A 25,295-nucleotide genomic window follows, 5' to 3' on the forward strand; every position below is an offset into this window, starting at 1 on the left:
TCAGCCTTGGCGCAAGGGCACCAGATAGACGGGGATATGGGCCGTCTGCAGGAGGCGACTGGCGGTACGGCCCAGCGGCGCTACCTGGGCATCGCCCTGGCTGCGGCTGCCGATCACCAGCAGATCCGCAGCGAAGTCCTGGGCCTGCTTGAGGATCACCGCTGGCGGATCGCCCTGCACCACCCGGACGGCCCGTACCAGCCCCACGGTAGCCGGGGTTTCCAGCAGGTCCTCACGCAAGGACTCGAACACCTGCTGCTCGATGGTCTCCATGACCAGATCCAGTCCGCCGTTACGCAGCCGATCCATGGATTCGCCGTCCAGATACTGCTGCAGCAGGGTGGAGGCCAGCAATCCCAGCGGCTCCACCACATGGACGACATACAACCGCGCCTGATGGATGCGGGCGAGCGTCAAGGCGTGCTGGAACACATAGGACGAACACAAGCCCAGGTCCGTGGCGTAAAGCAGGGAGCGGATCACGATTCCTCCTGGCCAGATCAGCCGATCGGGCCGGTACGACGCGGGATAGCCTCACCAGCGTAGCAGGGGATCGCCGATTGCGCTGCAACCCGCGCCTTAGAGCCTGCTCAGGACGCTCAGGGCAGCTCTTCGGACTCCCGCCCGTCCGCCGCCTGGATCGCTGCCACCAGGGCCGGCTCGCGTAGCGGCGCCTGTACCGGACCAAGAAACTCGCCGTCACGGACCAGGAACAGCGCCGGCAGATGAAAGACGCCATAGCGCTGCACCAGGCCGCCGCTGCGCTCGGCGTCGACCCAGTACAGCCGGTCGACCGGCAGCACCGCTGCAGGCAGTACCTGGCGGGCCAGCCGGCAGGTCGCACAGCCGACGCTGGTAAAGATCAGCAGAGAGCGCCCGGGCGCCTCCAGCAGGACGGCATCCGCCGTGCCATCGTCCAATTCCATCGATTCCTCGCCGCGATCATCGCCAAGGCGCGCCCTCAGGCTCGCCAATAGCGTCGTAACCATTGTGACCGGGCGGGACACGCGTTAAGGTGCCCCACCCTCCCCACCGTATTTTGCCTGCACGGGTCCCGTCCTGTCGCAGCGCCGTGACCGACGAGTAGCACCATGGCCGCACAGCCCCGCCTTAACGACCTCAACATCGAAGCCAACGAGCCGCTCATCACGCCCGAGCAGCTCAAGCAGGAGATCCCGCTGAGCGATCTCGCCGCCGACACCGTCGCCCAGGGCCGCCAGGTCATCCGCGACATCCTCGACGGCAAGGACCATCGCCTGTTCGTGGTGATCGGCCCCTGCTCGATCCATGACATCAAGGCCGCCCACGAATACGCCGAGCGGCTCAAGGCACTGGCCGCCCAGGTCAGCGACAGCCTCTATCTGGTCATGCGCGTCTACTTCGAGAAGCCCCGGACTACCGTGGGCTGGAAGGGCCTGATCAACGATCCCTACCTGGACGACTCCTTCAAGATCCAGGACGGCCTGCACATCGGTCGTCAGCTGCTGCTGGACCTGGCGGAAAAGGGCCTGCCCACTGCCACCGAGGCGCTCGACCCCATTTCCCCGCAGTACCTGCAGGACCTGATCAGCTGGTCGGCCATCGGCGCGCGCACCACCGAGTCCCAGACCCACCGCGAAATGGCCTCGGGCCTCTCCTCCGCGGTCGGTTTCAAGAACGGCACCGATGGCAGCCTGACCGTGGCCATCAACGCCCTGCAGTCGGTTTCCAGCCCGCACCGCTTCCTGGGCATCGACCAGCGCGGCCAGGTCTCGGTGGTGATGACCAAGGGCAATCCCTATGGCCACGTGGTACTGCGCGGCGGCAACGGCAAGCCCAACTACGATTCGGTCAGCGTCACCCTGTGCGAGCAGGCGCTGGTCAAGGCCAAGGTCAAGCCCAACATCATGGTCGACTGCAGCCATGCCAATTCCAACAAGGACGCCGCCCTGCAGCCGCTGGTGATGGACAACGTCGCCAACCAGATCGTCGAGGGCAACAACTCCATCGTCGGCCTGATGGTGGAAAGCCACCTGGGCTTCGGCAATCAGCCGATCCCGGCGGACCTGGCGCAGCTGGAATACGGCGTCTCGGTGACCGATGCCTGCATCGACTGGGCCATGACCGAAAAGAGCATTCTCGACATGCACCGCAAGCTCAAGGATGTGCTGCCGCGTCGCGCCCGCGACTGAGGGATCAGCGCACACGAAAACGCCGGGCTCAGCCCGGCGTTTTTCATGCAGCGGCCATTCAGGCCAGCGGCGTCACCTGGCCACGTCGCTCCAGGTAGTGCTCCACATAGGAGCAGGAGGGAATGACGCTGTAGCCGCGACTCTCGGCGTAGTTCAGCGCGTGCTCGGTCAGCCGCGCCGCCAGGCCGCGCCCACGCAGGGCATCGGGTACGAAGGTGCGATAGAAATCCATCGTCTGCTTGCCCAGATCCATATAGGCGAGATAGGCGCGCTGGCCGTCGACGGAAAGCTGGAACTGATGATTGGCTTCATCGTGTTCCACGTGCAGGGACTCGTTCATGACTACTCCTTGGCGGTTTGGCTCCGCCTTATCCATTGTTATCGGTGATACCCGAAGACGAGAACGCACTCTTCCTGTGCGGGACTGAGCCACAGCGCGTCAGACCCCTACGGAAGAAACAGGTTCTGACCAGCCGTCGCACCGTAATGTCGCACTATATCAGGGCCTTCGACGCGGGAGCAGCCACGGCGTCCTTCTTGACAACTTCCGCTCATCCTCTAACGTTTTGAAACGTTCGTGGCTTTCAGCCATCCAAGCAGTTGCTGATACCGGCTGCACGCATTCTGGGACGAACTCGGGGAGCGAAGGAGGATTTCCGCAAAAAATCTTTCTTCAACGGGTTTAGCTCAGTTTACTTACGACCGGTAATGAGTAGTATGTAGCCGCAATTTTCCACCTGGAAAATTGATCTTAAAACAGGATGTCTACCTCAAGGGGTTTACGATGAACAATGCTCTGAAATTCGCCGCCCTGGCTCTGGCCGCTGCTATGGCCACTGGTTGCAGCACCGCTAACAAGGAAAGCGAAGCTCGCCTGACCGCTACCGAAGACGCCGCTGCCCGCGCCCAGGCTCGTGCTGACGAAGCCTACCGTCACGCTGACGAGGCTCTGGCCGCCGCTCAGAAAGCTCAGCAGACCGCTGACGAAGCCAACGAGCGCGCCCTGCGTATGCTGGAAAAAGCCAGCCGCAAGTAAGGCGCCCCGGCTGGAAAGGCGAATGGCAACAGTCGCCTTTCTCGGAGCAAACAAAAAGCCCGCCATCTCAGATGGCGGGCTTTTTGTTTGTCGGACCGGCCGAGCGCGCTCGACCGGTTGGACTTACAGCGACTTGGCGGGCGCCTTGGCCACCGCACCGGGAACCACGCCGGCGGGCAGATCGGCGATTTCCACTGGCAGGCCGTCCTGGCCCTGCACCACGTCACGCACCGTGGCCCAATTTACCGCGCTGTTGGCTTGCAGCAGGTCGTCACGCTTGATCAGCGCATTGACCACCGCGGCCTGACGGTCGATGTCGGTCGGATCGCCCTTGAGGTTGACCGGTTGATGGGCTTCCAGGTAGAGCTTGCCCTGGCTGACCCCGAACTTGTAGGGCTCGTCGATGATCCGCACCGGGGTACCGACTGGCAGCATGCTCACCAGTTCGGTGACGTTGAAGTTGTACATGCGGAAGCAGCCGTGGCTGACCTGCATGCCGATGCCGAACTTCTTGTCCGAGCCGTGGATGAGATAGCCTGGCAGGGTCAGGCGGATCTTGTAGGGGCCCAGGGGATTGTCCGGGCCGGGCGGCACCACCTTGGGCAGCGGATCGCCTTCGGCGGCATGCTCGGCACGAATGGACTCCGGCGGATACCAGGCCGGATCCTTGATCTTGTCCACCACCTTGGCCACCCCGACCGGCGAGCCCCAGCCATCACGGCCAATACCCAGCGGGTAGGTGAACACCGAATGACCACCCTTGGGGTAGTAGTACATGCGGTATTCGGCGATGTTGATGACGATGCCTTCGCGCGGCCCGGGCGGCAGGATGAAGCGCGTCGGCAGGACGATCTCGGTACCGGCGCCGGGCAGCCAGGCGTCGACGCCTGGATTGGCCGCCACCATCTCGGTGTAGCCCAGGTCGTACTTCTGGCCGAGGTCGGCGAAGGTGTCTTCGTAGGCGGCCTTGATGACCTGAACCTCGCCGACCACGTCTTCACCGGGTGGCGGCAGCGGCAACTCCAATGCCTGCGCCGTACCCGCGCTCAACAGACCAAACAGCGAGAGGGAACCGACCAGGGTCGAAACGCGCGCGGGCATGGGATGAATCCTTGCAAGGAGCAATAAGGTGACGGCGCGAATTGTACACGGCTCGCCCCGCGTCCGGCAGAGCCTCAAAAAGCCTGTAACGGATTGGGCAGCCCCCGTTTGGCACCTTGCAACCGCTGCAGGCAGGCCGGGCAAAGGGTCTTGAGCGCCAGCCCACGGCGATCCAGCGGGTACAGTCGCGGCCGCGCCGGCAACAGGGTGCCGCACAGGGTCCGGTCGGTGGGCGAGCCCAGCTCCAGCTGCCGGGCGACGATATGGACCCGGCCCTCGCGGCAGGCGAACAGGTCGAGCTGGGCATCGGGCTGGATCAGCTGATAGCCGTGCATGGACCGGGAAAGGCGGGACATCGGGATACTCCAGGGGCGGTTCCGCCGGGCGGTCGATCGGCCGGACCGGCGGGGCGCGCAACCTTAGCGGAAAGCCCCTTCGGGGAAAAGTCCGACGTTCAGTCGCGCAGCAGCGGCTGCAGGTGCGGCCAGGCGTTTTCCAGCAGCCGCTGCTGGGCATTGGCCTGGGGATGAATGCCGTCCGGCTGCATGAAGGCCGGATCGCCCCCTACCCCTTCGAGCAGGAAGGGCACCAGGGCCACTTGCTGGGCCTTGGCCACGTCCGTGTAGACCTGGGCGAAGCCGTCGGTATAGCGCGGCCCATAGTTGGGTGGCAGGCGCATGCCCAGGAGCAGGACACGGGCGCCCTTGGCCTTGGCCTGCTCCACCAGGGCGGTGAGGTTGCGCTCGATCTGGGCCAGCGGCTGGCCGCGCAGGCCGTCGTTGCCACCCAGCTCGATGGCCACCACCTCAGGCCGATGGTCGGCCAGCAGGGGTGGCAGCCGTGCCAGGCCTCCAGCCGTGGTATCACCGCTGATGGAGGCGTTCACTACCTGGTAATCGATCTTCTGCTCCTGCAGGCGCTGCTCCAGCAGCCGTACCCACCCCTGGCCGTCGGCCAGGCCGTAGCCAGCGCTGATGCTGTCACCCACCACCAGCAGGGTGCGCGCCATGGCCAGCGGCGTCAGGGTCAGGCACAGCAGGGCCAGTAGCCAGGCAATGCCTTGGCGCAAAGGCGCTCTGGACTTCGCACGGCTTTTTGACTCTAACTCGCCACAGCCGCCCGTTTGCGGGCCCCTCGAATACGGCATCGGATACCTCATGAGCGAAGTCATTTTGCTGGCACGAGACCTTAGCAAGGTCGTCACGGGCGCGGAAGGTGCGCTGCCGATCCTCCAGGCGCTGGATCTGGAACTGGAAGCCGGCGACAGTTTGGCCATCGTCGGCAGCTCGGGTTCCGGCAAGTCCACCCTGCTCGGGCTGCTGGCCGGTCTCGACCTGCCCAGCAGCGGGGAGGTCCATCTCGCCGGCCAGCGCCTGGACACCCTCGACGAAGATGCCCGAGCCCGCCTGCGCGCGGAACGGGTGGGCTTCGTCTTCCAGTCCTTCCAGTTGCTGGACAGCCTCACCGCCCTGGAAAACGTCATGCTGCCCCTGGAGCTGGAGGGCGCGCGCCAGGCCCGTGAGCAGGCAATGGCCCTGCTGGAGCGGGTCGGCCTGGGTGAGCGCCTGCGTCACTATCCCCGCCAGCTCTCCGGCGGCGAGCAGCAGCGGGTTGCCCTGGCACGAGCCTTCGCCCCGCGGCCGAGCATTCTCTTCGCCGACGAACCCACCGGCAATCTCGACAGCCGCACCGGCGGCCACATCAGTGACCTGCTGTTCGAGCTCAACCGGGAACAGGGTACGACGCTGGTGCTGGTGACCCATGACGAGCGCCTGGCCGCCCGTTGCGCCCGCCAGTTGCGCCTGGAAGGCGGTCGGCAGGTCGCGGCATGAACAGGACCGGTCTGCCGCTGGCGCGGCTGTTCCTCCTGGCCTGGCGCCAGAGTCTGCGCGAGATTCGTGCCGGCGAGATCCGCATGCTCTGCCTGGCCCTGGTGGTGGCCGTCGCGTCCAGTGTCGCCATCGGCTACTTCACCGCCCGCCTGGGCGCCGGCATGGAGAATCGTGCCAGCGAATTCCTCGCCGCCGACCTGGTGCTGCTGGGCAGCGAACCGGCGCGGCCGGAGCAGGTGGACGCTGGCCTGCAACTGGGCCTCGAACACAGTCGCACGCTCAATTTCAGCACCATGGCCGCGGGTGCCGAAGCCTTGCAACTGGCCAGCGTCAAGGCGGTCCAGGCGAATTTCCCGCTACGCGGGGAGATGCGCAGCGCTGCGGTACCGGACGCTCCCGACCAGCCGGGTGGCGCCCCGGCTCCTGGGGAAGCCTGGGTCGAACCACGCCTGCTGCTGGCCCTCGACGCCAAGGTCGGCGACCGTCTCGACATCGGGCGCAAGCCCCTCACCATCTCCCGGGTACTCACCTATGAACCGGACCGCGCCGGTGACTTCTACAGCCTGACGCCACGGGTGCTGATCAATCTCGACGACGTCGCCGCTACTGGCGTCATCCAGCCCGGCAGCCGGGTGCGCTACCGCGAACTCTGGCGGGGCGAGCCTCAGGCCCTCGCCGCCTACCGCCAGGCCCTCACGCCGGACCTGGCCGCCAACCAGCGTTTCGAGGGACCCGGCGACGGCAATCGGCAACTGGGCAACGCCCTGGAGCGCGCCCAGCGCTATCTCGGCCTGGCCAGCCTGGTGGCGGTGGTGCTGGCCGGTGTGGCCGTGGCGCTGTCGGCCAATCGCTTCGCCACCCGGCGCTTCGACGCCAGCGCCCTGCTGCGCTGCCTGGGCCTGACCCGGCGCGACGCCCTGTTGCTCTATGGCCTGCAACTGGGACTGCTGGGCCTGGCCGCGAGCCTACTCGGCGCCCTGCTGGGCTGGCTGGCGCAGCTGGTGCTATTCCAGCTCCTCCACGGTCTCCTGCCAGCACGGCTGCCGCCGGCCGGCATCGGTCCGGCGCTCGCGGGCATGGGCACCGGACTGGTCGCCCTGGCTGGCTTCGCCCTGCCACCCCTGGCGGCCCTCGGCCGGGTACCGCCCTTGCGGGTACTGCGCAGCGATCTGCAACCGGTGCCCCTGCGGACCTGGCTGGTCTATGGCTGCGCCCTGCTCGCCCTGGGGCTGATCATGTGGCGGCTGTCGCTGGACCTGCGCCTGACCCTGGCGCTGCTGGTGGGCGGCCTGGTGGCCGGCCTGCTGTTCGGCAGCCTGCTCTACCTGGCGTTGCGCCTGCTGCGGCGAGGATTGCAGGGTGCGCCCCTGGCCTGGCGCCTGGGCCTGGGTCAACTGCTGCGACATCCGTTGGCGGCCGTGGGCCAGACCCTGGCCTTCGGCCTGATTCTGCTGGCCATGAGCCTGGTGGTGCTGCTGCGTGGCGAGCTGCTGGAGCGCTGGCAGGCGCAACTGCCGGTCGAAGCACCCAATCACTTCGCCCTCAATGTGCTGCCGGACGAACGCCAGGCCTTCGCTACGGCGGTGGCCGGCCTATCGCCCCATGCCAGTCCGCTCTACCCCATCGTCCAGGGCCGTCTGGTCAGCGTGAAGGGGCATCCGGCCCAGGAAGGCCTGGAGGACGACTCCCGCGGTGGGCGCGCCACCCGACGCGATCTCAACCTGACCTGGTCGGCGCAGTTGCCGGACGGCAACCGCCTGGAAGCCGGCCAGTGGTGGGATACCCTGCCCGCCGGCGATCTGCCCGGCGTCTCGCTGGAAAGCGAGCTGGCGCGCAGCCTGGGCGTCGGCCTGGGTGACACCCTGGGCTTCGTCATCGGTGATCGCCAGATCGAGGCACGCGTCACTAGCCTGCGGCAGGTGGGCTGGGACAATTTCCAGCCCAACTTTTTCGTCATCTTCGCCCCGGGTGCCCTGGAAGGCGTGCCTTTCACCTACCTGGGCAGCTTCTACCTGCCGCCGGGCCATGACCGCGAGTTGCTGGCCCTGGCCCGACAGTTCCCGGCGGTGACCCTGCTGCCCATCGACGCCCTGCTGGACCAGCTGCGCAGTATCCTGCGCCAGGTCAGCGTGGCGGTGGAGTTCGTGCTGCTCTTCGTGCTGGCTGCCGGCATTGCCGTGCTGCTGGCCGGCTTGCAGGCCACCCTGGACGAGCGCATCCGCCAGGGCGCCCTCCTGCGTGCGCTAGGTGCGCGACGAGAGCTGCTGCAACGGGCGCGGCGGACCGAATTCATCCTGCTCGGTGGCACCAGCGGCTTGCTCGCGGCGCTTGGTTGCGAGATCGTCAGCGCCCTGCTCTACCGGCTGGCCTTCGACCTGGACTGGCAACCCCACCCCTGGCTGCTGCTCCTGCCGGTGCTGGGCGCCTTGCTGGTCGGCGCGGCCGGACTGCTGGGCACGCGGCGGTCCATCACCGCCAGTCCGTTACTGATCCTGAGAGAAAGCTGATCCATGAGTCGTTACCGTCCGCCGCGCACCGCCGGCACGCCCCTGATCACCGCCGCTGGCGAGGCACGCCTGCGCGCCGAACTCCACGAGTTGTGGAACGTGCGCCGGCCCCAGGTCACCCAGGCGGTGAGCGAGGCGGCCGCGCTGGGCGACCGTTCGGAAAACGCCGAGTACATCTACGGCAAGAAGATGCTGCGCGAGATCGACAGCCGGGTGCGCTTCCTGCGCAAGCGCCTGGAGAATCTCAAGGTGATCCGTGAGCGCCCGGCCGATCCGACCAAGGTCTATTTCGGCGCCTGGGTCACCCTGGAAGACGATGAGGGCGCCGAGAAGCGCTACCGCATCGTCGGCCCGGACGAACTGGACCTCAGGCAGAACCTCATCAGCATCGACTCGCCCTTGGCGCGCGCGCTGGTGGGCAAGGCGCTGGACGCGGAAGTCCGGCTGGAGACGCCAGCCGGTGACCAGCGCTGGTATATCGTCGAGATCACCTACCCCGACGACTGACGACTCAACGGCGTCGGGTAATCACGCCCTGCCGCGCTACCCGGGTCAGTTCCCGCACCAAGGGTTCGAGACCGGCCTGGCCTGGTGACTGCACCACGGCGAAGTCGAAGCTGTCATCGCCGAAGAGACGCAACTGCTCGGCCTGGTTGGCGAAGCGAATCTGCAGGGTGCGGCTGTGGGGCCAGCGCTTGGGCCAGCCTTCGAGATAGCGCAGCAGCGTAGGCTGGTCGGGACCGCCGAGCAGAATGGTGGGATGACAGGCGAGCCTGCCCTGGGTGAGCGGGGTAAGGCGTAGCGGGAGAGGAAGCATGGACGAAATTCCGCCTCGTAGATCCAGCTGGGCGGTAGTACGAGGCCTGTTCCGTCCAGCGCTTTAGCGGTATTTGGGAGCGCCCCGCAAGTTGCTGTTTAAATCGGCGCAGGATCATCCTAGGGAGGCCTCGGCTGCCCTGTCAAGCGGGTCTCAACCGTCCTTATGCCCAGTCTCTTCAGGGCTTGCCGCCGCCACGGCCGGCGCCTCGAGACGCGCCCGTTCACGACTGAAAGCCACCCGGTACTTGTTGACGCTGGCAACATAGTTGACCACCCCGATGCCCACTTCCTCGGCGGCGATGCGTTCGACCTGGAAGAACCAGCGATCACCATCCAGCCCCTGCTTGCGCGCCTTGGCCCGCAGTGCCTGGACGCGCTCCGGCCCCAGGTTGTAGGCCGCCAGGGTAAAGGCACGGCGCTCGCGCTCGGTCAGCCTGGGACTGGAGAAGAATTCCCGGCGCAGACGTGCCAGATAGCGAGTGGCGGCCTTGACGTTGTCTTCGGCGGAATGAAGGCTGCGCACCCCGACACTGCGCGCCGCTCGCGGGGTGATCTGCAGCAGTCCGGCAGCGCGTCCGGCGCCGCGGGCGTGGGGATCCAGGCCGGATTCCTTGTAGGCCATGGCGGCCAGGGTCAGCCAGTCGAAGTCGTAGGCCTTGGCATAGCGTTGCAGCAATGGCCGGACCCTGGCCAGCCGCTTGCGGTCATGGGCCTGCAGCGGATCGCGCACCTGATAGCGGCGTGCATAGGCCTGGCGAAAGGCCTTGTCGTCATCCCGTGCCACGGGTTGCCGAGCGAAGGACCGGACCCGTTCGGCGAGCTGGTGCGCCGGGGCGCGTAGATACCAGAGCTGGGCCTGGTCATGCGCCACCACCAGGCGGTCGGCCACCCGCAGCCGCGACAGCACTCGCGCCCAACGATGAGCCAGGCCGGACTCGACGACGGTGAGCGGGTAGATACCAGCCTGGGTCAGCTCCAGGACATCTTCCACCGCCAGGGTCGGATCGGCCCACTCGACCTGTACCGGCCGCAGCCTACGCTTTTCCAGCTGGGCGTTGAGCCGCGCCAGGGCCGGCCCGGCGGCACTGCCCTGGGGCAGCACGATTCGACGGCCCGCCAGCTGTTCCAGATGGCGTGGCAGACGCTGGCCACGCCCACTCACCACCACTAGGCTGGTGGGTGCTGCCACCGACGCGGCGATCAGCGCCGAATGCGGTGGTGGCAGCAGGGTTTCGCCCGGCGCCACCAGATCGCCCTCGCCTCTTTGCAGCGCTGGCAGCAGATCGTCCTTGGCCTTGGGGACGAAGACCAGCCGTAGCGGCCGGCCACCAGGCTGGTGCTGCAAATAACGAGCGAAGGCCTCCAGCCGCCGATACTCGACGCCCAGCGCCTGGCCGTTCCATTCGCCGGAGCTGTGCCGGCTCTGGTTGACCAGGACGCGCAATTCACCGGCGCGCTCGATGGCGACCAGGTCGCGCGCCGCGACATGGCGCGGCGCTTCCGGTGGCAAGGCGCCCAACCGGGCCTGGACGGAGCAGGCGAGCAGGCAGCCGAGGACGGCAAGGGCGAATCGAAACGGCATCCAGGACTCCTGACCTGGCCGGGACAGCGCCGATAGCACCCGGACTACGGATAGAATGAAGAAACAAAGTCTGTAGAAGGCCCGCACCATGCAATTGATCGACATCGGCGTCAACCTCACCCATCCCAGTCTGCTCAAGGAGGTGGATGCGGTGATCGAGCGAGCCCAGGCCGCCGGGGTGATGCAGCTGGTGCTCACCGGCACCACGCTGGAGGACAGCGAGAACGCCCTCAACCTCTGCCTGCGCCTGGACGCGGGCGAAGCCCTGTTCAGCACTGCGGGCGTCCATCCCCACGAAGCCTCGACCTGGAACGCCAGCGCCGCCAAGACCCTGCGTGACCTGGCCAGCCAGCCCAAGGTGCGTGCCCTGGGCGAATGCGGATTGGACTTCAATCGCGATTTCACCCCGCGACCGCAGCAGGAGCGCTGCTTCGAGGAACAGCTGGCGCTAGCCGCCGAATTGCGCCGGCCCGTGTTTCTCCACGAGCGCGACGCCAGCGAGCGGATGCTGGCCATCCTGCGCGACTATCGCGACCACCTGCCGGCGGCGGTGGTCCACTGCTTCACCGGCGAACGCAAGGCGCTCTACGGCTATTTGGATCTCGACCTGCACCTGGGTATCACCGGCTGGATCTGCGACGAACGCCGCGGCCTGCACCTGCACGAGCTGGTCGGACAGATCCCGGTCGGCCGACTGATGCTGGAAACCGATGCGCCCTACCTGTTGCCACGCACCCTCAGACCCAAGCCGCGCCATGGCCACAACGAACCGGCTTTCCTGCCGGAAATCCTGCGCACCGTGGCCCGTCTGCGCCAGGAAACACCTGAACAGACTGCCCTGCACACCACCGCTACCGCCCGGGCCTTCTTCGAGCTGCCGGAGATCATCGTGCCAGAGCGGGATGAGGAATTCAGATAGGTACGGGGTGCCGCTGCGCTAAAGTCGGGGCCGCGCGGGCCGTTAAACTCAGGGCTTGTTCCACGGCGTCGCCTTCCTCTGGCAGGACGTTGACGCCAGTCAAGATCCGGGTTGTGCCAGCCTGCCAGGCTGTGCGGCCCCGCCGACTGGATGCCCCCTATGTTTGCCTGGCTGCGTGATATCTCCCTCAAGTACAAGTTCTGGGCGGTCAATGCCGTCGCCTTCGTCACCAGCCTGCTGCTGGTGCTGTTCGCCATGCAGCTGGAAGTCTCCGGTCGCGCTGAACAGCTCAAGGCGGTCAAGACCGCCGTGGGTGACGCGGCCGCCCACCTGAGCGCCCCGACCTTCGGTGAAGTCTTCCTCGCCCGCGCCCCGGAATACGCCTTGGCCGTGGGCGTGCTGATGCTGGTACTGCTGGTGGCCTCGCAGCTCTTGATCCGCTTCATCCTCGGCAATCTGCAGCGCCTCAAGGACACCATGCTGCGGGTGGAGCGCAATGGCGATCTCACCGCGCGGGTCGAGGTGCGCGGGCGCGACGAGGTCGGGCAGATGACCCAGGCCTTCAACGCCATGCAGGACAGCTACACCCGCGTCGTCGGTACCGTGGCTGCCAGCGCCTCGCGCCTGGACGAAGGCGCCGGGCGCCTGGCCAGCGGCATGCAGGGCGTCCGCGGCGGCATGCAGGATCAACAGCACGAGACCGATCAGGCCGCCACTGCCATCAACGAGATGAGCGCCACCGTGCAGCAGATCGCCGAACACGCCGCCGGTACTCGCGACCAATCCCAGGAAGCCGATCGCCTGGCCGGGGCGGGTCAGCAGGCAGTGGAGCGTGTCAGCCATTCCATCGCCGGCCTCTCCCAGGGCGTGCAGCAGACCGCGGTGATGATCCAGGAGCTGGCCGAGAACAGCGAACGCATCACCAGCGTGGTCAATGTCATTCACGGTATCGCCGAGCAGACCAACCTGCTGGCGCTCAACGCCGCCATCGAAGCCGCTCGCGCCGGCGAGGCCGGCCGTGGCTTCGCCGTGGTGGCCGACGAGGTGCGCAACCTGGCCAAGCGCGTCCAGGGTTCCACCGACGAGATCACCCGCATGGTCGACGGTCTTCAGGCCGGTACCCGCGATGCCGTGGAATTCATGCGCGAGAGTTCGCTCAAGGCCGACGACTGCGTGGTGCAGGCCGGCGCCGCTGGGCAGGCCCTGGCCGACATCACCGCCGCCGTGACCCTGATGCGCGACAGCAACACCCAGATCGCCGTTGCCGCGGAACAGCAAGCCCAGGTGGCGGAAGAGATGAGCAGGTCGGTTGTAGGCATCCGCGATGTCACGGAAAGGACCATGCTGCTGACGCAGGAGTCGGCCAGCACCAGCACGGAACTGGCCGCCCTCGCAGGAACCCTGAATCAGGCGATCCGCCAGTTGCGCCTATAGCCTCCATAGCGAGAGCGCATTCGCACGGTTGCCCGACAGGCGGCAAGATGCCCGCACGTTTTCGGAGAACCGTCATGCGCTCGGTCACTACCCTCACTTCCGCCGTTCTGCTCTTGCTTGGCCTGGGCTGCATCGCCCAGGCCCTGGGCAACTCCCATCCGCAACCGCTGATCCTGGCGGCCGTCGTCTGCCTGGTGGCCTTCGCGCTGCAAGAGCCTGACGCCCTCCCCGCACCTCAGTCACTGCGCGCCTGACGGCCACGCAGCTGACGCTTCAGCTGCTTCAGGGCTTTCGCCAGCGCGACCGGATCGCTTGGCCGGTTGGCATAGCGCTGCGCCTGGAATTCCTGGGAAAAAGCCGCAATCCCCTCTCGGGCCGCCGGCAGCTCCGTCATCGCCCGGCCGGCGAAGGAACCGGCCGGTTCACCACTGCGCCGTCTCACCCCCTGGCGCGCCAGTAGGCGCTCGAACTGGCCGAAGCGCGCCAGCAGCGGATCTCGCGTCCGCTGCCAGGGCTTGAGCACCAGGAGCGCCATCACCCCGAGTACGCCCAGCACCAGCAGTGCCAACAGCAGCCCCAGGCGTTGCAGCGAACCCTCACCGAGCAGGCGCTTGAACAACTCGCCCTGGGTATCTTCCTGGTAGTTGAGCACCCAGCGCTGCCAGCCGTAGTTGATGCGATCCCAGCCGAGCCGCAGGCCGTTGAGCCAGGCCAGGTCGCGGTAGCGATTGGCGGCGAAGGGATCGTCGGCGAGAAATTCGTTGGCCGCACCCTGGGCCGCCAGGGCTTCCTGCAGGCCGCGTTCGATCCGCTCGGGCGCCACCTGGGCGGTGGGATCGACACTGATCCAGCCGCGCGCCGGTAGCCAGTATTCCACCCAAGCGTGGGCATCGAATTGCTGCACCAGCAGATAGCCGCCCGCGGTGTTGAATTCACCACCCTGATAGCCGGCCACCACTCGCGCTGGAATGCCGGCAACCCGCAGGGCGAAGGTCATGGCGCCGGCATAGTGGGCGCAGAAGCCGCGACGATTGTCGAAGAGGAAGGCATCGATGGCATCCACGCTCGCCGTGGGTGGTTGCAGGGTATAGACGAAGGGCTGCTGGCGAAAATAGGCCAGGATCGCCTGGGCCAGGGCGTCGGGCGTCGGCTCGCGCGCCTTGAGCTGGGCCACCCAGGCTCGGGTGCGCGGCTCGCCCCCGCTGGGCACCTGCAGGGCCCGGCGCTGGCTGGAGGCTGAGAGCCGGTCCGGCTCACGGCGGGCCTGGGGCCAGCTGCTCGCGCGATAGAGCAGCGCCTGGTCCACCGGACGGCGGCGCTGCAGATGGAAGTCGCTGGCCAGGCGTACGTCGCGCTGATCGCTGCGCGCCACGTCCAGGCCATAGAGCCAGGGCCGACCGCTCGGCTCCATCACCACCTGATAGTCCAGCCGGGGTCCGACGGGCGTCCAGGCCGGTTCCGGACTCCAGGCCGTGTCCGGGTCGACCGACCAGCGCGTGCCATCGAAGCGTTCATAGGTGGTGGCGCGCCAGTAGAGGTCACGCTGGGCCGGCCGCTCGCCGTCAAAGCTTACCCTGAACACCCGCTCGGCGGACTGCGACAGCTGGGCGATCTCGCCGGGCGCCATGCTGTCGCCCAGTCCGGTGCGCGCCTGGTCACCCGGTTGCGGCAGTGACCACAGCGGGCCGATGCGGGGAAACACCAGGAACAGCAGCAGCATCAGGGGTACCGCCTGGAGCAACAGCATGCCGGCGACCTTGAGGGTCGCCAGCGGACGGCTGGCCAGGGCACTCTGCTGCAGGCCGATCAGCGCCGCCACCAGGGCGGTCACCGGCAGCAGGCTGTAGAGCGCGGCGAGCAGGCCGTCTTCGAACAGGTAGGCGATCACCACGGCGAAAAAGCCCAGGTAGATGACCACCAGGGCATCGCGACGGCTGTGCATCTCGATCAGCTTGAGGGCGAAGGTCACCAGCAGCAGGACGGCACCCGCGTCCAGACCGATGAAGGATCCGCGCGACAGCCAGATACCGCCCATGGTCAGCAGCAGCAGGCCGCCCTTTTCCAGACGGCTAGGCGCGCGAACCTTCATGCGGAACAGCAGCACCCGCCAACCGGCGCAAAAACCCCAGAGCAGCCCGACCCAAGGCGGCAGATGGGTGAGATGCGGCAGGATCACCAGGGCCTGGGCCACCAGTAGCCAGACCAGGGCGATGCGCGGAATGGGTTGCGGCACGGCGGTGCTCATGCCGGCCGTCCGAACAGGGCCAGGGCCTGCAGGGCCGCATCGCGGTGAGGCTCACCGGTGGCCGGACTCAGCTCCACGCCGGGCAGGCGCAGGCCGAAGCGCAGCTGACGGCTACTGCAGTCCAGCACCGCCTGGCACAGCCAGGACAGCCGCGTCTCGGTATCGCCATCGAGTACGGTGAAATCCAGCCAGAGTTCGCTGCCGGCCAGGGCGGTGAAGTCTTTCACCAGCAGCCCCTGCCCGCGAGAAAAGGCCTTCCAGTCCAACCGCCGCCGTGAATCGCCGGGCTGATAGGGCCGCAGCCCCTGGAAGTCGTCGGCGCCCTGCCCCGTCTGGCGCTGGCCTTCCTCGCTACCGGCATCCTGGCCACTGCGCAGCGGCGTCGTGGTCGCCAGCGGCTGCGGATAGACCAGGGCGCGCACGTCCAGGTCGAGCCAGCTCCAGGCGACGAACAGGCCGAGCGGGAAACGGCTCTCCACCCGCAGCCGCGCGGGCCTGAGCCAGCCGCGCGTCGGCGCCGGATGGAACACCTGCAGGGCGACGCTCTCCCGGGCCGGCACATCGCTAAGGATCAGGGGCTCGCCGTGCCAGCCCAGGCCGATGCCCTGGTGTGCCCGACGGTCGCTTTCCAGGCGCAGGCGAAACCCGGCCGCCTCTCCGGCGAACACCGGGCCGGCCCCGCCACCGGCCAGTTGCAAGCCGGCCAGGTTGCGATAGGTATGCAACATGGCCACTAGCGCCAGGGAAAACAGCAGGAAGGTCAGGCCATAGGCCAGGCTGTTCTGGTAATTGATGCCAGCCAGCAGCATCAGCAGCAGGGCAATGGCGAAGGCGCCACCCTGGCGGGTAGGCAGAATGAAGATGCGTCGCTGATCGAGGGTGATGCGATTGGCCGGCGGAATCCGTCGGGCCAGCCAACCGTCTCGATAGCGCTGCCAGGCGCCGCCGGTCACAGCGCCGGGACTTCGCGCAGCAGCCACTGCACCAGGGCGCCGCCGCCATGCCCGGCGGGATCGGCGATATCGCGCAGGCGATGCCCGGCCACCGCCGGCAGCACCGTCTGGACATCCTCGGGCAGCACGTGGTCACGGCCCGCCAGCAAGGCCCAGGCTCGGGCTGCGGCCAGCAAGGCCAGGCTGCCGCGGGGTGACAGGCCGAGCGCGAAGGAGGTCTGGGTGCGGGTGGCCTCCACCAGGCGTAGCACATAGTCCACCACCGCCTCGCTGGCATGGATGCGCGGCACCTCGGTCTGGATCAGCCGCAGCTGGGCATGATCCAGCAGTGGCTCCAGGCGCGGCAGCTGCTCGCGCCCGGAACCGCCGAGCAGCAGGGCGCGTTCCGCGGCGCGGCCGGGATAACCGAGCGACAGCCGCATCAGGAAGCGGTCGAGCTGGGATTCCGGCAGGGCGAAGGTGCCGCCCTGGGAAACCGGGTTCTGGGTAGCAATGACGAAGAAGGGCTCGGGCAAGGGCCGGGTGGCGCCCTCGATGGTCACCTGCCCCTCCTCCATGGCTTCGAGCAGTGCGCTCTGGCTCTTGGGCGTGGCCCGGTTGATCTCGTCGGCCAGTAGCAGCTCGGCAAACACCGGGCCGGGATGGAAGACGAACTGACCGCTGTCGCGATCGAACACCGAGGTGCCGAGGATATCGCCGGGCAAGAGGTCCGAGGTGAACTGGATACGCTGGAAGGACAGCCCCAGCACCTTGGCCAGGGCATGGCTGAGGGTGGTCTTGCCCATGCCGGGCAGGTCCTCGATCAGCAGATGCCCCCGCGCCAGCAGGCAGGCCAATGCCAGCCTGACCTGGGTTTCCTTGCCCAACAAAACGCCGTCTACCGCCTTGAGACAGGCGTTCAACCTATCGTGCATGCCCTGAGGTCTCTCGCCTTGCGCCGACGCGGGAAGGCGTCGGCCTGCAGAACGAGAATAGCAGCACCTTTTGCCGGTAGCCGCGCCCGGGAGATTTAACGCTTATTTCAGGGTGGCGAGGATCTCTTCCACGGCGCGTGCCGGATCGGCAGCCCGGGCGATGGGACGGCCGATCACCAGGTAGTCGGAGCCGGCATCCAGCGCCTCGCGCGGGGTAAGGATGCGGCGCTGATCGTCCAGGGCGCTGCCGGCCGGGCGAATACCAGGGGTGACCAGTTGCAGCGCCGGTTGCGCGGCCTTGAGCGCCGAGGCCTCCTGGGCCGAACAGACCAGGCCGTCCATTCCCGCGCGGGCGGCGAGGCCGGCCAGGCGCAGGACCTGTTCCTGGGGATCCACGTCCAGACCGATGTCGGCCAGGTCCTCACGCTCCATGCTGGTCAGCACGGTGACACCGATCAGCAGCGGCTTGGGTCCGCTGAAGGCCTCCAGGGTCTCGCGACAGGCGGTCATCATGCGCAGGCCACCCGAGCAGTGGACGTTGACCATCCAGACGCCCATCTCCGCGGCAGCCTTGACCGCCATGGCGGTGGTGTTGGGAATGTCGTGGAATTTCAGGTCGAGAAACACCTCGAAACCGCGTGTGCGCAAGGCCTCCACCACACCGGCGGCGCTGGCGGTGAACAGCTCCTTGCCAACCTTGACCCGGCAGGTGGCGGGGTCGAGCCGGTCGGCCAGCGCCAGGGCGGCGGACGACGAGGGGAAATCCAGGGCGACGATGATGGGAGACTGGCAGGCGGACATGGGGGCTCTCGGCAAAACGGCAAAGGCCGGCATTTTCGCAGAAAAGCGCCGCGCGGGCACTTGGCAGCTGCCCGACGTGGCCTTGGTCAGTCAACTGGGCCTGAGCAACCGCTCGCGCAGCCAGTTGCCCGCCGGCCCCAGTGCTCGTCGCCGTGACCAGACCACATCCACCGCCACCCGCTGCGGCCAGCCTGGCACGGCCAGTTCCACCAAGCGGTCCTGGCCAAAGGTCTTCACCAACCAGAGCGGCAGCTCGGCCCAGCCGAAGCCTTGCACCGCCATGTCCAGCAGCAGCAGGTAGTCCGGCGCCGACCAGCAGCGCCCCCGGGTGTCCGGCAGACGGCAGACCTGCTGGGAGGATTCGGTCACGGTGCTCAGGCGCAACAGGCGATAGGGCGCGAGGTCGGCCGTGGTGACCCGCGGCAGCGCCGCCAGCGGGTGATCGGCAGCCACGTACAGGCCAAAGGTCACCAGGCCATCCAGGGTCGCGGCCTCGATATCCGCCGGGTACGGCGGCTGACCCGCCAGCAGGCCCAGGTCCGCCCGCCCCTGCACCAGGTTGAGCACATCGGCGTCCTCGGCGATCAGGCATTCGAATTCGAGATCCGGATAACGCTGGTCCAGCTCGGTCAGGAGCGCCTCATAGCGGGTGGGCTGGTAGGTATCGGAAATCACCAGCGTCAGGCGTGGCTCCACGCCGGCCGCGAGCTGGGTGGCGCGATTGGCCAGGCGGTCGTGGGCGGAAAGCACGGCGCGCGCCTGATCGAGGAGCTGCTCACCCGCCGCCGTAAGCAGGGGATAACGGCCCTGCCGGTCGAACAGCACCACTCCCAATTCATCTTCCAGCCGGGCAATGCTCTCGCTGATGCTGGACTGGCGCTTGCCCAGGACGCGTCCGGCCGCGCTGAAAGAGCCCGAGGCAGCAGCTTCGACGAAGGCCTCCAGGGCCTCGGCATTGGGATACATATCGGCTCCGCCTATGGACACCACTTTGATCCCCCTAGCTTAGCCGATGAGACTGAAGGCCTGTCCATTGCGGAGTCGTCTCATGTCCATCCAGCTCACCCAGCGTCCCGCCAGTGCCCGCGTACTGCACGCCTTGCTCTTCGAAGGGATGGCCGTGCTGCTCGCCACTCCGACCCTGGCCTGGCTGCTGGATCGCCCCCTCGGGCACATGGGCCTGCTTACCGCTGCCTTTTCCGCCATCGCCATGATCTGGAACCTGGTCTTCAACCTGGGCTTCGATCGACTGCAGCAACGCCTGGGCTTCACCCGGGGGCTGGGTGTGCGCCTGCTGCATGCCCTGGGCTTCGAGGGCGGACTGATCGTGGTGCTGGTGCCGCTGGCCGCCTGGTGGCTGTCCATCAGCCTGTGGCAGGCCCTGCTGCTGGACCTGGGACTGATCCTGTTCTTCCTGCCCTATACCCTGGCGTTCAACTGGCTCTACGACCTGGGTTATGCCGCCTGGCTCAGACGCACGGGCGCGGCTTGCCGGGCGCACTGATAAGCTCTCCTGTGGTCGAAGCTTTACAGCCACTCAAGGAGAAGACAGATGCCCTGGTATGCCTGGTTGATCCTGCTGGTCGCCGTCGGCTCGGTGGTCGGCAGCCTGCTCATGCTCAAGGACACGGCGCGCAAGGTGCCCCTGACCGACGAACAGAAAGACAAGATTCGGCAGCGCAATGCCGAGATGGATGCCAAGGAGGCCCAGGACCGCTGAAGGCAACCCTGGCTCCCGGACAAGGCCCTGCCGCATCAGCGTGCCGCAGGGCCTTGCTTCGTCAGGACTCCAGTGGCGCCTTGGTGTTGACGTACTCTGGCACCTGCGCCAGCGGCAGGCTGCGTACCTGCTCGGCGGTAGGTCCCTGGCGCTTGGGTAGCGGCTCCAGGCGCTGCGGCTGACCGCTTTCCAGGGCGCGTTCGATGGCCGCCAGCACGCGGACATCGCGCCAGCCCTCCTCCCCGTCCATTTCTGGCTGGCGATCCTGCAGGATGCAATCGGAGAAGTAGGCCGTCTCGCCGCCGAAGTGATCCACCACCGGTGCCTTGTGCTCCTGGGTTTCGCCGTCCACGGTCAGGCGATAGCCAATCGCGACGCCTTCACCGAAACCAAAGCACGGCGAGGCTTCGATCTCACCTTTGCGGCCCACCAGCTGGAAACGCTCGGTATTGGGCCCACTGAAGCTGACGGTAAAGCTCGCCAGCCGCTCCTCGGGGAAGCGCAGGGTCACGGCCACGGCATCCCAGGTCGTGACGTCGCGTCCTGGTGTTTGCGCACCCACCGCACTGACTTCGATAGGCTCGTCACCAAAGAGCGCCCGCACGGCATTGAGCGGATAGGGCCCCATGTCGGTGACCGGGCCAGCCCAGAAGCCACTCTGCGCCCGGTGATTGGTCGTATCGACCGGTTGGGTGAAGGTCGCGGTGAACAGGCGCGGATCACCGATCTCGCCCTTGCGTACCCGCTCGATCATCTCCACCGTACCCGGCTCGCAGTGCAGCCGATAGGCGATCATCAGCTTGGCCCCGGAGCGCTTCGCTGCCGCGTTGATCGCCTGGCATTCTTCCTCACTGATCGCCATGGGCTTTTCCAGCAGGACGTGGATACCGGCATCCAGCGCCGGCACCGCGAATTCCAGATGACGGAAATTGGGCGTGGCCAGGTAGATCGCATCGATCTCACCCGACGCCAGCAGGGCCGGAAATTCTTCGTAGGCATAGCTCTTGAGGCCGTACTTGGCGGCCAGATCCCGCGCCTTGATGGGATCGCCGGTGACCAGGGCGGTCATCTCGGAATTATCTGTCTGACCAATCCCGGGCATGAAGGCGCCCTGGGAAATCCAACCACCGCCTACTACCGCATAACGAATCTTGCCTGTCGCACTGGGCATGGAGCGCTCCCTAATCCAGGCAGACGACGTGTCCGCCACCTGAACTGTCGGCAAGCATCCAGGCGACTAAGTTCCGGACGGGTGTTCAACAATGGCAAGCCAGCTGCAGCGGGTTAGCGTCGAAAGCGCAACTCGACCTCGGCCCCTTCGAAATCGTCGCTGCGATCCCGGCTGATGACCCGCCCGCCCAGCTCGAAACGGCCAGGGTCATCCTTGCCGCGAAACAGCTGTGGCAGCAAGTTGGCTTCGGCAACGGTGTTCTCGGCCTTCTTGGGCGCGACGCGGCGTGACGTCAGCGCCTGGGGCGCCTCGACTTCACCCGGCATGCTGAGGTCGAGAGGATGGGCTGCGGCCGGTGGCGCCTTGGGCGCGGCAGGCTTCTTGAGCTGACCGTTCTTGGCCAGGTCCCGCTTTTTCAGTGACGGTGCGGGCAGCACGAAGGCCTTGGCTGGCAAGGGGTCCAGACGCAGGGCACGCAGGTCCGCCGCACTGCCTTGCGCCGCACTTGCCACGGGTGGCGCGGCAGGTGCGGGTGCCGGAGCGGCAGCCGGCGCGGCTGGGGCCTTAGCGGTCTTTGGTGGCGCGTCGTTGTCGCAGCCGAGCAGTGAAAGAGCCACCGCCGTCACCATCATCGCCAGGTATGCACGCATAGGTCCACCATCAACAAGCCAAGGCGCCTCGACCGGAGCGGCGGGCGCGACAGGAGTCAGCTACTACAACCGACCCGCTGGCCTCGAACCGGGTTCCAGAGACGCCGCTAGGCGGCCAGGGTTTCCTGGCAGAGCTGACGAGCGAGCAGGCCGAGGGTCATCAGCGCCCGCTGGGCATCGCGCCCCCAGGGCAGACCGCAATTGAGGCGGATGCAGTGGTTGAACTGATCGGTGTTGCTGAAGATCATGCCCGGGGCAATGCTCACCCCCTGATCCAGGGCCCGTTGGTGCAGCAGGCGGGTATCCACCCGCACCGGCAGGCTGACCCAGAGGATGAAGCCACCCTTGGGCCGACTCATCTGGGTGCCCTCGGGGAAATGCTCCTGGATCGCCAGCTGGAAAGCGGTCATGTTGCGCCGGTACTCCTGGCGGATGGCGCGCAGGTGGCGGTCGTAGCCACCATTCTCCAGATAGGCGGAAACGCCCATCTGGGTCACGCTGCAGGCCGAATGGGTGGTGAAGGTCTGCAGTCGGCAGATGTCTTCCTGATAGGGCCCGGCCACCACCCAGCCGATACGGACGCCGGGCGACAGGGTCTTGGAAAAGCTCGAGCAGTAGATGACGCGTCCCTGCTTGTCGAGGGCCTTGAGCGCCTTGGAGCCGCTTTCGTAGGTCAGCTCCCCGTAGATGTCGTCTTCGACGATGGCGATGTTGCGCTCCGCCGCCAGCCTGAGCAGCTGCTTCTGCCGCGCTTCGGGCATGCTGCCACCCAGGGGATTGCTCAGTCGCGGGGTCACCACCAGGGCCTTGACCGGCCACTGGCTCGCCGCCAGCTGTAGCGCCTCGACGCTGAGACCGGTTTCGGGATCGCAGGGAATTTCGATCACCTTGAGGCCCAGCACCTCGGCCAGCTGCAGGAGGCCATAGTAGGACGGCGACTCGGTGGCGATCAGATCGCCTGGCTTGGTCAGCACCCGCAGCGACATCTGCAGGGCATCCACGCAGCCGTGGGTGATCACCACCTCCTCCGGACCCACCACCACCCCGGCATCGCGCAGGCGGATCGCCACCTGACGGCGCAGGGGCTCGAAGCCCGGACTGTGCAGGTAGGAGAAAGCCGCGCGGGCCTGGAAGCGGGTGACCTTGGACAGTTGCTGGTGCAGCGCCCGCAGCGGCAGGTAATCGGTCTGGGGCACGGCCATGCCCAGGGGCACCACGCCTTCGCGACGCGATTCGGCCAGGACCTGGCTGATGATGCCCGCGCGGGTCACCAGACTGGGCCGCTCCACCGTGGCGATGTCCGGCGTCGGCGCGGTCAGCGCCGGAGTCTGGTGCACATAGAATCCCGACTGCGGTCGGGCACGGATCAGCCCCTGGTCTTCCAGGGTGGCATAGGCCTGCAGGACACTGGCATGGCTCACGCCCAGCTGCTGACTCAACTTGCGCACCGACGGCACCCGCTCGCCGGGCTTGTAGACCCCCGTGCGGATATCGTTCGCCAATTGCTGGGCGATGCGCTGATAGAGCAACAGGTTGGTCATGGCGTCTTCCTGGACGAGAGCGGAACAGTAGCAGGCTATTCTGGAGGTATACCGGTACAGCTAGCCTCGACCTTACCGCTTCCCTTCCCGGGGCGGCAATGTCCAAAAACGACAAGGAACCGGCGCACCTCTCTTTGACGCCAAGGGCTCTACCGAGAGGCCGGCCGCGCCCATGAAAAAGCCCGCCAAAGGGCGGGCTCTTGGCTGGCGAAAAACCTCAGATGGCCTTTTCCAGCTCCGGGATCAGCTCGAACAGATCACCCACCAGGCCATAGTCGGCCACCTGGAAGATCGGCGCCTCCTCGTCCTTGTTGATGGCGACGATCACCTTGGAATCCTTCATGCCCGCCAGGTGCTGGATGGCACCGGAGATGCCGACGGCGATGTACAGCTGGGGCGCGACGATCTTGCCAGTCTGACCGACCTGCATGTCGTTGGGCACGAAACCGGCGTCCACCGCGGCGCGCGAGGCACCTACCGCCGCGCCCAGCTTGTCGGCCAGGGCGTAGAGGATCTTGAAGTTGTCGCCGTTCTGCAGCCCACGACCACCGGAGACCACCACCTTGGCGGCGCCCAGCTCGGGACGATCGGACTTGGCCAGCTCTTCGCCGACGAAGCTGGAAACCCCAGCGTCCTTGACCAGGCTCACGGCTTCGATGGCGGCGGAACCACCCTCGGCGGCGACCGGATCGAAACCGGTGGCGCGCACGGTGATCACCTTGACCGGCGCCGTGGAGCGCACGGTGGCGATGGCGTTGCCGGCATAGATCGGCCGCTTGAAGGTGTCGGCGGATTCGACGGCGATGATCTCGGAGATCTGGTCGACGTCCAGCAGCGCGGCCACGCGCGGCAGGAAGTTCTTGCCATTGGTGCTGGCGGCGGCCAGGACATGGCTGTAGTTGGCGGCCAGCTCGACCACCAGCGGCGCGACGTTTTCCGGCAACTGGTGGGCATAGGCGGCGTTGTCGGCCAGGAGCACCTTGCTGACGCCAGCGATCTTGGCGGCGGCCTCGGCGACCGGCTGGGCATTCTGGCCGGCGACCAGCACATGGATGTCGCCGCCGATGGCCTGGGCCGCGGCCACGGTATTCAGAGTGGCGCCAAAGAGGTTGGCGTTGTCGTGGTCGGCAATGACGAGAATGGCCATCAGATCACCTTCGCTTCGTTCTTGAGTTTTTCGACCAGTTCGGCCACGGACTTGACCTTGATGCCCGCCTGACGGCCTGCCGGGGCTTCTACCTTGACCACCTCGTAGGAGGCGTTCACCGCCACGCCCAGGGCGTCCGGGGTCAGGGTTTCCAGTGGCTTCTTCTTGGCCTTCATGATGTTGGGCAGCGAGGCGTAGCGCGGCTCATTGAGACGCAGGTCGGTGGTGACCACCGCCGGCAGCGTGAGCGATACCGTCTGCAGACCGCCATCGATCTCGCGGGTCACGTTGAGGCCGTCACCCGCCTGCTCCACCTTGGAGGCGAAGGTACCCTGGGCGAAGCCGGTCAGGGCGGCCAGCATCTGGCCGGTCTGGTTGTTGTCGCTGTCGATGGCCTGCTTGCCAAGGATCACCAGCTGCGGCTGTTCCTTGTCCACCACCGCCTTGAGCAGCTTGGCGGTGGTCAGCGACGACAGCTCGGCAGTGCCGGTGTCGATCAGCACGGCGCGATCGGCGCCCAGTGCCAGGGCGGTACGCAGTTGCTCCTGCGCCTGGGCCGGACCCGCGGTCACGACCACGATCTCGCTGGCGATACCCTTTTCCTTCAGGCGCACCGCTTCTTCCACGGCGATCTCGCAGAAGGGGTTCATGGACATCTTGACGTTGGCCAGGTCGACACCGCTCTGGTCGGCCTTGACGCGGACCTTGACGTTGTAGTCCACCACGCGTTTGACAGCTACGAGAACCTTCAT

At 66.8% G+C, this 25,295-nt stretch carries 28 protein-coding genes; 10 read left to right on the forward strand and 18 right to left on the reverse strand.

What is annotated here, in order from left to right:
• Together PJ259_RS09535 and PJ259_RS09540 are read right to left on the reverse strand one after the other, a co-directional pair.
• Entirely contained in the window at nucleotides 1–483 is a 483-nt protein-coding gene (locus PJ259_RS09535; RefSeq protein ID WP_271655590.1) for a universal stress protein, read from the reverse strand.
• 116 nt (nucleotides 484–599) lie between these two features.
• On the reverse strand, nucleotides 600–926 hold the full coding sequence (locus tag PJ259_RS09540) for a thioredoxin family protein (RefSeq protein WP_059315703.1): 327 nt from the start codon (nucleotides 924–926) through the stop codon (nucleotides 600–602).
• Between the two features lie 165 nt (nucleotides 927–1,091).
• Between PJ259_RS09540 and PJ259_RS09545 the strand changes: the two genes are divergently transcribed.
• Nucleotides 1,092–2,171, forward strand: coding sequence for a 3-deoxy-7-phosphoheptulonate synthase (locus PJ259_RS09545; protein WP_059315704.1), 1,080 nt, complete (start codon nucleotides 1,092–1,094; stop codon nucleotides 2,169–2,171).
• Nucleotides 2,172–2,229: 58 nt separating this feature from the next.
• Here the strand turns inward: PJ259_RS09545 and PJ259_RS09550 are convergent, their stop codons facing one another.
• Nucleotides 2,230–2,511: a GNAT family N-acetyltransferase gene (locus PJ259_RS09550; RefSeq protein ID WP_017641917.1), complete on the reverse strand. Its 282-nt coding sequence runs from the start codon at nucleotides 2,509–2,511 to the stop codon at nucleotides 2,230–2,232.
• Between the two features lie 444 nt (nucleotides 2,512–2,955).
• Between PJ259_RS09550 and PJ259_RS09555 the strand changes: the two genes are divergently transcribed.
• The gene (locus PJ259_RS09555) at nucleotides 2,956–3,207 is read left to right on the forward strand and encodes an Lpp/OprI family alanine-zipper lipoprotein (protein ID WP_059315705.1); all 252 of its coding nucleotides are present in this window, start codon (nucleotides 2,956–2,958) and stop codon (nucleotides 3,205–3,207) included.
• A gap of 123 nt (nucleotides 3,208–3,330) precedes the next feature.
• Here PJ259_RS09555 and PJ259_RS09560 read toward each other — a convergent pair whose 3' ends face one another.
• The 3 genes from PJ259_RS09560 to PJ259_RS09570 all read right to left on the reverse strand — a co-directional run bounded on the left by PJ259_RS09560 (nucleotide 3,331) and on the right by PJ259_RS09570 (nucleotide 5,317).
• Nucleotides 3,331–4,308 (reverse strand): L,D-transpeptidase family protein, encoded by a 978-nt coding sequence (locus PJ259_RS09560; RefSeq protein WP_059315706.1) that lies wholly within the window; start codon nucleotides 4,306–4,308, stop codon nucleotides 3,331–3,333.
• Nucleotides 4,309–4,382: 74 nt separating this feature from the next.
• Entirely contained in the window at nucleotides 4,383–4,664 is a 282-nt protein-coding gene (locus tag PJ259_RS09565; RefSeq protein ID WP_271655591.1) for a hypothetical protein, read from the reverse strand.
• A gap of 98 nt (nucleotides 4,665–4,762) precedes the next feature.
• A complete protein-coding gene (locus tag PJ259_RS09570; RefSeq protein ID WP_271655859.1) occupies nucleotides 4,763–5,317 on the reverse strand; it encodes an arylesterase in 555 nt (184 codons plus the stop codon).
• A gap of 148 nt (nucleotides 5,318–5,465) precedes the next feature.
• On the opposite strand from PJ259_RS09570, the gene PJ259_RS09575 reads away from it, so the two are divergent.
• From PJ259_RS09575 to greB, 3 genes are read left to right on the forward strand one after another with little or no spacing between them, the layout of a single operon-like run.
• Nucleotides 5,466–6,140 (forward strand): ABC transporter ATP-binding protein, encoded by a 675-nt coding sequence (locus PJ259_RS09575; protein ID WP_271655592.1) that lies wholly within the window; start codon nucleotides 5,466–5,468, stop codon nucleotides 6,138–6,140.
• The gene (locus PJ259_RS09580) at nucleotides 6,137–8,647 is read left to right on the forward strand and encodes an ABC transporter permease (RefSeq protein ID WP_271655593.1); all 2,511 of its coding nucleotides are present in this window, start codon (nucleotides 6,137–6,139) and stop codon (nucleotides 8,645–8,647) included. The genes PJ259_RS09575 and PJ259_RS09580 overlap by 4 nt, the downstream gene beginning before the upstream one ends.
• A 3-nt stretch (nucleotides 8,648–8,650) precedes the next feature.
• Nucleotides 8,651–9,154, forward strand: coding sequence for a transcription elongation factor GreB (gene greB, locus PJ259_RS09585; RefSeq protein WP_271655594.1), 504 nt, complete (start codon nucleotides 8,651–8,653; stop codon nucleotides 9,152–9,154).
• 4 nt (nucleotides 9,155–9,158) lie between these two features.
• Here greB and PJ259_RS09590 read toward each other — a convergent pair whose 3' ends face one another.
• Both PJ259_RS09590 and PJ259_RS09595 read right to left on the reverse strand, forming a co-directional pair.
• Nucleotides 9,159–9,464 carry a hypothetical protein gene (locus tag PJ259_RS09590; protein WP_059315711.1) on the reverse strand — a complete coding sequence of 102 codons (306 nt, stop codon included), beginning with the start codon at nucleotides 9,462–9,464 and terminating at the stop codon, nucleotides 9,159–9,161.
• A gap of 153 nt (nucleotides 9,465–9,617) precedes the next feature.
• Nucleotides 9,618–11,048 (reverse strand): transglycosylase SLT domain-containing protein, encoded by a 1,431-nt coding sequence (locus PJ259_RS09595; RefSeq protein ID WP_271655595.1) that lies wholly within the window; start codon nucleotides 11,046–11,048, stop codon nucleotides 9,618–9,620.
• 88 nt (nucleotides 11,049–11,136) lie between these two features.
• Between PJ259_RS09595 and PJ259_RS09600 the strand changes: the two genes are divergently transcribed.
• The 3 genes from PJ259_RS09600 to PJ259_RS09610 all read left to right on the forward strand — a co-directional run bounded on the left by PJ259_RS09600 (nucleotide 11,137) and on the right by PJ259_RS09610 (nucleotide 13,655).
• Nucleotides 11,137–11,967, forward strand: coding sequence for a TatD family hydrolase (locus PJ259_RS09600; protein WP_271655596.1), 831 nt, complete (start codon nucleotides 11,137–11,139; stop codon nucleotides 11,965–11,967).
• Between the two features lie 159 nt (nucleotides 11,968–12,126).
• Nucleotides 12,127–13,401, forward strand: a complete 1,275-nt coding sequence (locus PJ259_RS09605) for a methyl-accepting chemotaxis protein (protein ID WP_271655597.1) — start codon at nucleotides 12,127–12,129, stop codon at nucleotides 13,399–13,401.
• A 74-nt stretch (nucleotides 13,402–13,475) separates the two neighbouring features.
• Complete coding sequence (locus PJ259_RS09610) at nucleotides 13,476–13,655, forward strand: hypothetical protein (RefSeq protein ID WP_271655598.1); 180 nt, start codon at nucleotides 13,476–13,478, stop codon at nucleotides 13,653–13,655.
• Here PJ259_RS09610 and PJ259_RS09615 read toward each other — a convergent pair.
• The 5 genes from PJ259_RS09615 to PJ259_RS09635 form a co-directional block, all read right to left on the reverse strand.
• On the reverse strand, nucleotides 13,637–15,646 hold the full coding sequence (locus PJ259_RS09615; RefSeq protein WP_271655599.1) for a transglutaminase TgpA family protein: 2,010 nt from the start codon (nucleotides 15,644–15,646) through the stop codon (nucleotides 13,637–13,639). The two genes, PJ259_RS09610 and PJ259_RS09615, sit on opposite strands and share 19 nt — an antisense overlap.
• Complete coding sequence (locus PJ259_RS09620) at nucleotides 15,643–16,626, reverse strand: DUF58 domain-containing protein (RefSeq protein ID WP_442964878.1); 984 nt, start codon at nucleotides 16,624–16,626, stop codon at nucleotides 15,643–15,645. The genes PJ259_RS09615 and PJ259_RS09620 overlap by 4 nt, the downstream gene beginning before the upstream one ends.
• Nucleotides 16,596–17,513, reverse strand: coding sequence for an AAA family ATPase (locus PJ259_RS09625; RefSeq protein WP_059315718.1), 918 nt, complete (start codon nucleotides 17,511–17,513; stop codon nucleotides 16,596–16,598). Before PJ259_RS09625 ends, PJ259_RS09620 begins: the two co-directional genes overlap by 31 nt.
• Nucleotides 17,514–17,615: 102 nt before the next feature.
• Nucleotides 17,616–18,314 carry an orotidine-5'-phosphate decarboxylase gene (gene pyrF, locus PJ259_RS09630; protein WP_059315719.1) on the reverse strand — a complete coding sequence of 233 codons (699 nt, stop codon included), beginning with the start codon at nucleotides 18,312–18,314 and terminating at the stop codon, nucleotides 17,616–17,618.
• A 90-nt stretch (nucleotides 18,315–18,404) separates the two neighbouring features.
• Nucleotides 18,405–19,280 carry a LysR family transcriptional regulator gene (locus PJ259_RS09635; protein WP_059315720.1) on the reverse strand — a complete coding sequence of 292 codons (876 nt, stop codon included), beginning with the start codon at nucleotides 19,278–19,280 and terminating at the stop codon, nucleotides 18,405–18,407.
• An 82-nt stretch (nucleotides 19,281–19,362) separates the two neighbouring features.
• Between PJ259_RS09635 and PJ259_RS09640 the strand changes: the two genes are divergently transcribed.
• Nucleotides 19,363–19,818 (forward strand): multidrug/biocide efflux PACE transporter, encoded by a 456-nt coding sequence (locus PJ259_RS09640; RefSeq protein ID WP_271655601.1) that lies wholly within the window; start codon nucleotides 19,363–19,365, stop codon nucleotides 19,816–19,818.
• Nucleotides 19,819–19,866: 48 nt separating this feature from the next.
• Nucleotides 19,867–20,034 carry a DUF2897 family protein gene (locus PJ259_RS09645; protein ID WP_271655602.1) on the forward strand — a complete coding sequence of 56 codons (168 nt, stop codon included), beginning with the start codon at nucleotides 19,867–19,869 and terminating at the stop codon, nucleotides 20,032–20,034.
• 61 nt (nucleotides 20,035–20,095) lie between these two features.
• Here the strand turns inward: PJ259_RS09645 and PJ259_RS09650 are convergent, their stop codons facing one another.
• The 5 genes from PJ259_RS09650 to PJ259_RS09670 all read right to left on the reverse strand — a co-directional run bounded on the left by PJ259_RS09650 (nucleotide 20,096) and on the right by PJ259_RS09670 (nucleotide 25,295).
• A complete protein-coding gene (locus PJ259_RS09650; protein WP_271655603.1) occupies nucleotides 20,096–21,205 on the reverse strand; it encodes a Gfo/Idh/MocA family protein in 1,110 nt (369 codons plus the stop codon).
• Between the two features lie 113 nt (nucleotides 21,206–21,318).
• Entirely contained in the window at nucleotides 21,319–21,855 is a 537-nt protein-coding gene (locus PJ259_RS09655) for a hypothetical protein (RefSeq protein ID WP_271655604.1), read from the reverse strand.
• Nucleotides 21,856–21,962: 107 nt separating this feature from the next.
• A complete protein-coding gene (locus PJ259_RS09660) occupies nucleotides 21,963–23,396 on the reverse strand; it encodes an aminotransferase-like domain-containing protein (RefSeq protein WP_271655605.1) in 1,434 nt (477 codons plus the stop codon).
• Between the two features lie 217 nt (nucleotides 23,397–23,613).
• A complete protein-coding gene (locus PJ259_RS09665) occupies nucleotides 23,614–24,543 on the reverse strand; it encodes an electron transfer flavoprotein subunit alpha/FixB family protein (protein ID WP_173149421.1) in 930 nt (309 codons plus the stop codon).
• A complete protein-coding gene (locus PJ259_RS09670; protein ID WP_271655606.1) occupies nucleotides 24,543–25,295 on the reverse strand; it encodes an electron transfer flavoprotein subunit beta/FixA family protein in 753 nt (250 codons plus the stop codon). The genes PJ259_RS09665 and PJ259_RS09670 overlap by 1 nt, the downstream gene beginning before the upstream one ends.

Source organism: Pseudomonas sp. JBR1 (genome assembly GCF_028198185.1).
Classification (GTDB): domain Bacteria; phylum Pseudomonadota; class Gammaproteobacteria; order Pseudomonadales; family Pseudomonadaceae; genus Chryseomonas; species Chryseomonas oryzihabitans_E.

Coding starts and splice junctions, on each gene's coding strand:
- PJ259_RS09540 (WP_059315703.1), bottom strand. CDS start 926: ATGGAATTGGACGATGGCACGGCGGATGCCGTCCTGCTGGAGGCGCCC.
- PJ259_RS09545 (WP_059315704.1), top strand. CDS start 1,092: ATGGCCGCACAGCCCCGCCTTAACGACCTCAACATCGAAGCCAACGAG.
- PJ259_RS09550 (WP_017641917.1), bottom strand. CDS start 2,511: ATGAACGAGTCCCTGCACGTGGAACACGATGAAGCCAATCATCAGTTC.
- PJ259_RS09555 (WP_059315705.1), top strand. CDS start 2,956: ATGAACAATGCTCTGAAATTCGCCGCCCTGGCTCTGGCCGCTGCTATG.
- PJ259_RS09560 (WP_059315706.1), bottom strand. CDS start 4,308: ATGCCCGCGCGCGTTTCGACCCTGGTCGGTTCCCTCTCGCTGTTTGGT.
- PJ259_RS09565 (WP_271655591.1), bottom strand. CDS start 4,664: ATGTCCCGCCTTTCCCGGTCCATGCACGGCTATCAGCTGATCCAGCCC.
- PJ259_RS09570 (WP_271655859.1), bottom strand. CDS start 5,317: ATGGCGCGCACCCTGCTGGTGGTGGGTGACAGCATCAGCGCTGGCTAC.
- PJ259_RS09575 (WP_271655592.1), top strand. CDS start 5,466: ATGAGCGAAGTCATTTTGCTGGCACGAGACCTTAGCAAGGTCGTCACG.
- PJ259_RS09580 (WP_271655593.1), top strand. CDS start 6,137: ATGAACAGGACCGGTCTGCCGCTGGCGCGGCTGTTCCTCCTGGCCTGG.
- greB (WP_271655594.1), top strand. CDS start 8,651: ATGAGTCGTTACCGTCCGCCGCGCACCGCCGGCACGCCCCTGATCACC.
- PJ259_RS09590 (WP_059315711.1), bottom strand. CDS start 9,464: ATGCTTCCTCTCCCGCTACGCCTTACCCCGCTCACCCAGGGCAGGCTC.
- PJ259_RS09595 (WP_271655595.1), bottom strand. CDS start 11,048: ATGCCGTTTCGATTCGCCCTTGCCGTCCTCGGCTGCCTGCTCGCCTGC.
- PJ259_RS09600 (WP_271655596.1), top strand. CDS start 11,137: ATGCAATTGATCGACATCGGCGTCAACCTCACCCATCCCAGTCTGCTC.
- PJ259_RS09605 (WP_271655597.1), top strand. CDS start 12,127: ATGTTTGCCTGGCTGCGTGATATCTCCCTCAAGTACAAGTTCTGGGCG.
- PJ259_RS09610 (WP_271655598.1), top strand. CDS start 13,476: ATGCGCTCGGTCACTACCCTCACTTCCGCCGTTCTGCTCTTGCTTGGC.
- PJ259_RS09615 (WP_271655599.1), bottom strand. CDS start 15,646: ATGAGCACCGCCGTGCCGCAACCCATTCCGCGCATCGCCCTGGTCTGG.
- PJ259_RS09625 (WP_059315718.1), bottom strand. CDS start 17,513: ATGCACGATAGGTTGAACGCCTGTCTCAAGGCGGTAGACGGCGTTTTG.
- pyrF (WP_059315719.1), bottom strand. CDS start 18,314: ATGTCCGCCTGCCAGTCTCCCATCATCGTCGCCCTGGATTTCCCCTCG.
- PJ259_RS09635 (WP_059315720.1), bottom strand. CDS start 19,280: ATGTATCCCAATGCCGAGGCCCTGGAGGCCTTCGTCGAAGCTGCTGCC.
- PJ259_RS09640 (WP_271655601.1), top strand. CDS start 19,363: ATGTCCATCCAGCTCACCCAGCGTCCCGCCAGTGCCCGCGTACTGCAC.
- PJ259_RS09645 (WP_271655602.1), top strand. CDS start 19,867: ATGCCCTGGTATGCCTGGTTGATCCTGCTGGTCGCCGTCGGCTCGGTG.
- PJ259_RS09650 (WP_271655603.1), bottom strand. CDS start 21,205: ATGCCCAGTGCGACAGGCAAGATTCGTTATGCGGTAGTAGGCGGTGGT.
- PJ259_RS09655 (WP_271655604.1), bottom strand. CDS start 21,855: ATGCGTGCATACCTGGCGATGATGGTGACGGCGGTGGCTCTTTCACTG.
- PJ259_RS09660 (WP_271655605.1), bottom strand. CDS start 23,396: ATGACCAACCTGTTGCTCTATCAGCGCATCGCCCAGCAATTGGCGAAC.
- PJ259_RS09665 (WP_173149421.1), bottom strand. CDS start 24,543: ATGGCCATTCTCGTCATTGCCGACCACGACAACGCCAACCTCTTTGGC.
- PJ259_RS09670 (WP_271655606.1), bottom strand. CDS start 25,295: ATGAAGGTTCTCGTAGCTGTCAAACGCGTGGTGGACTACAACGTCAAG.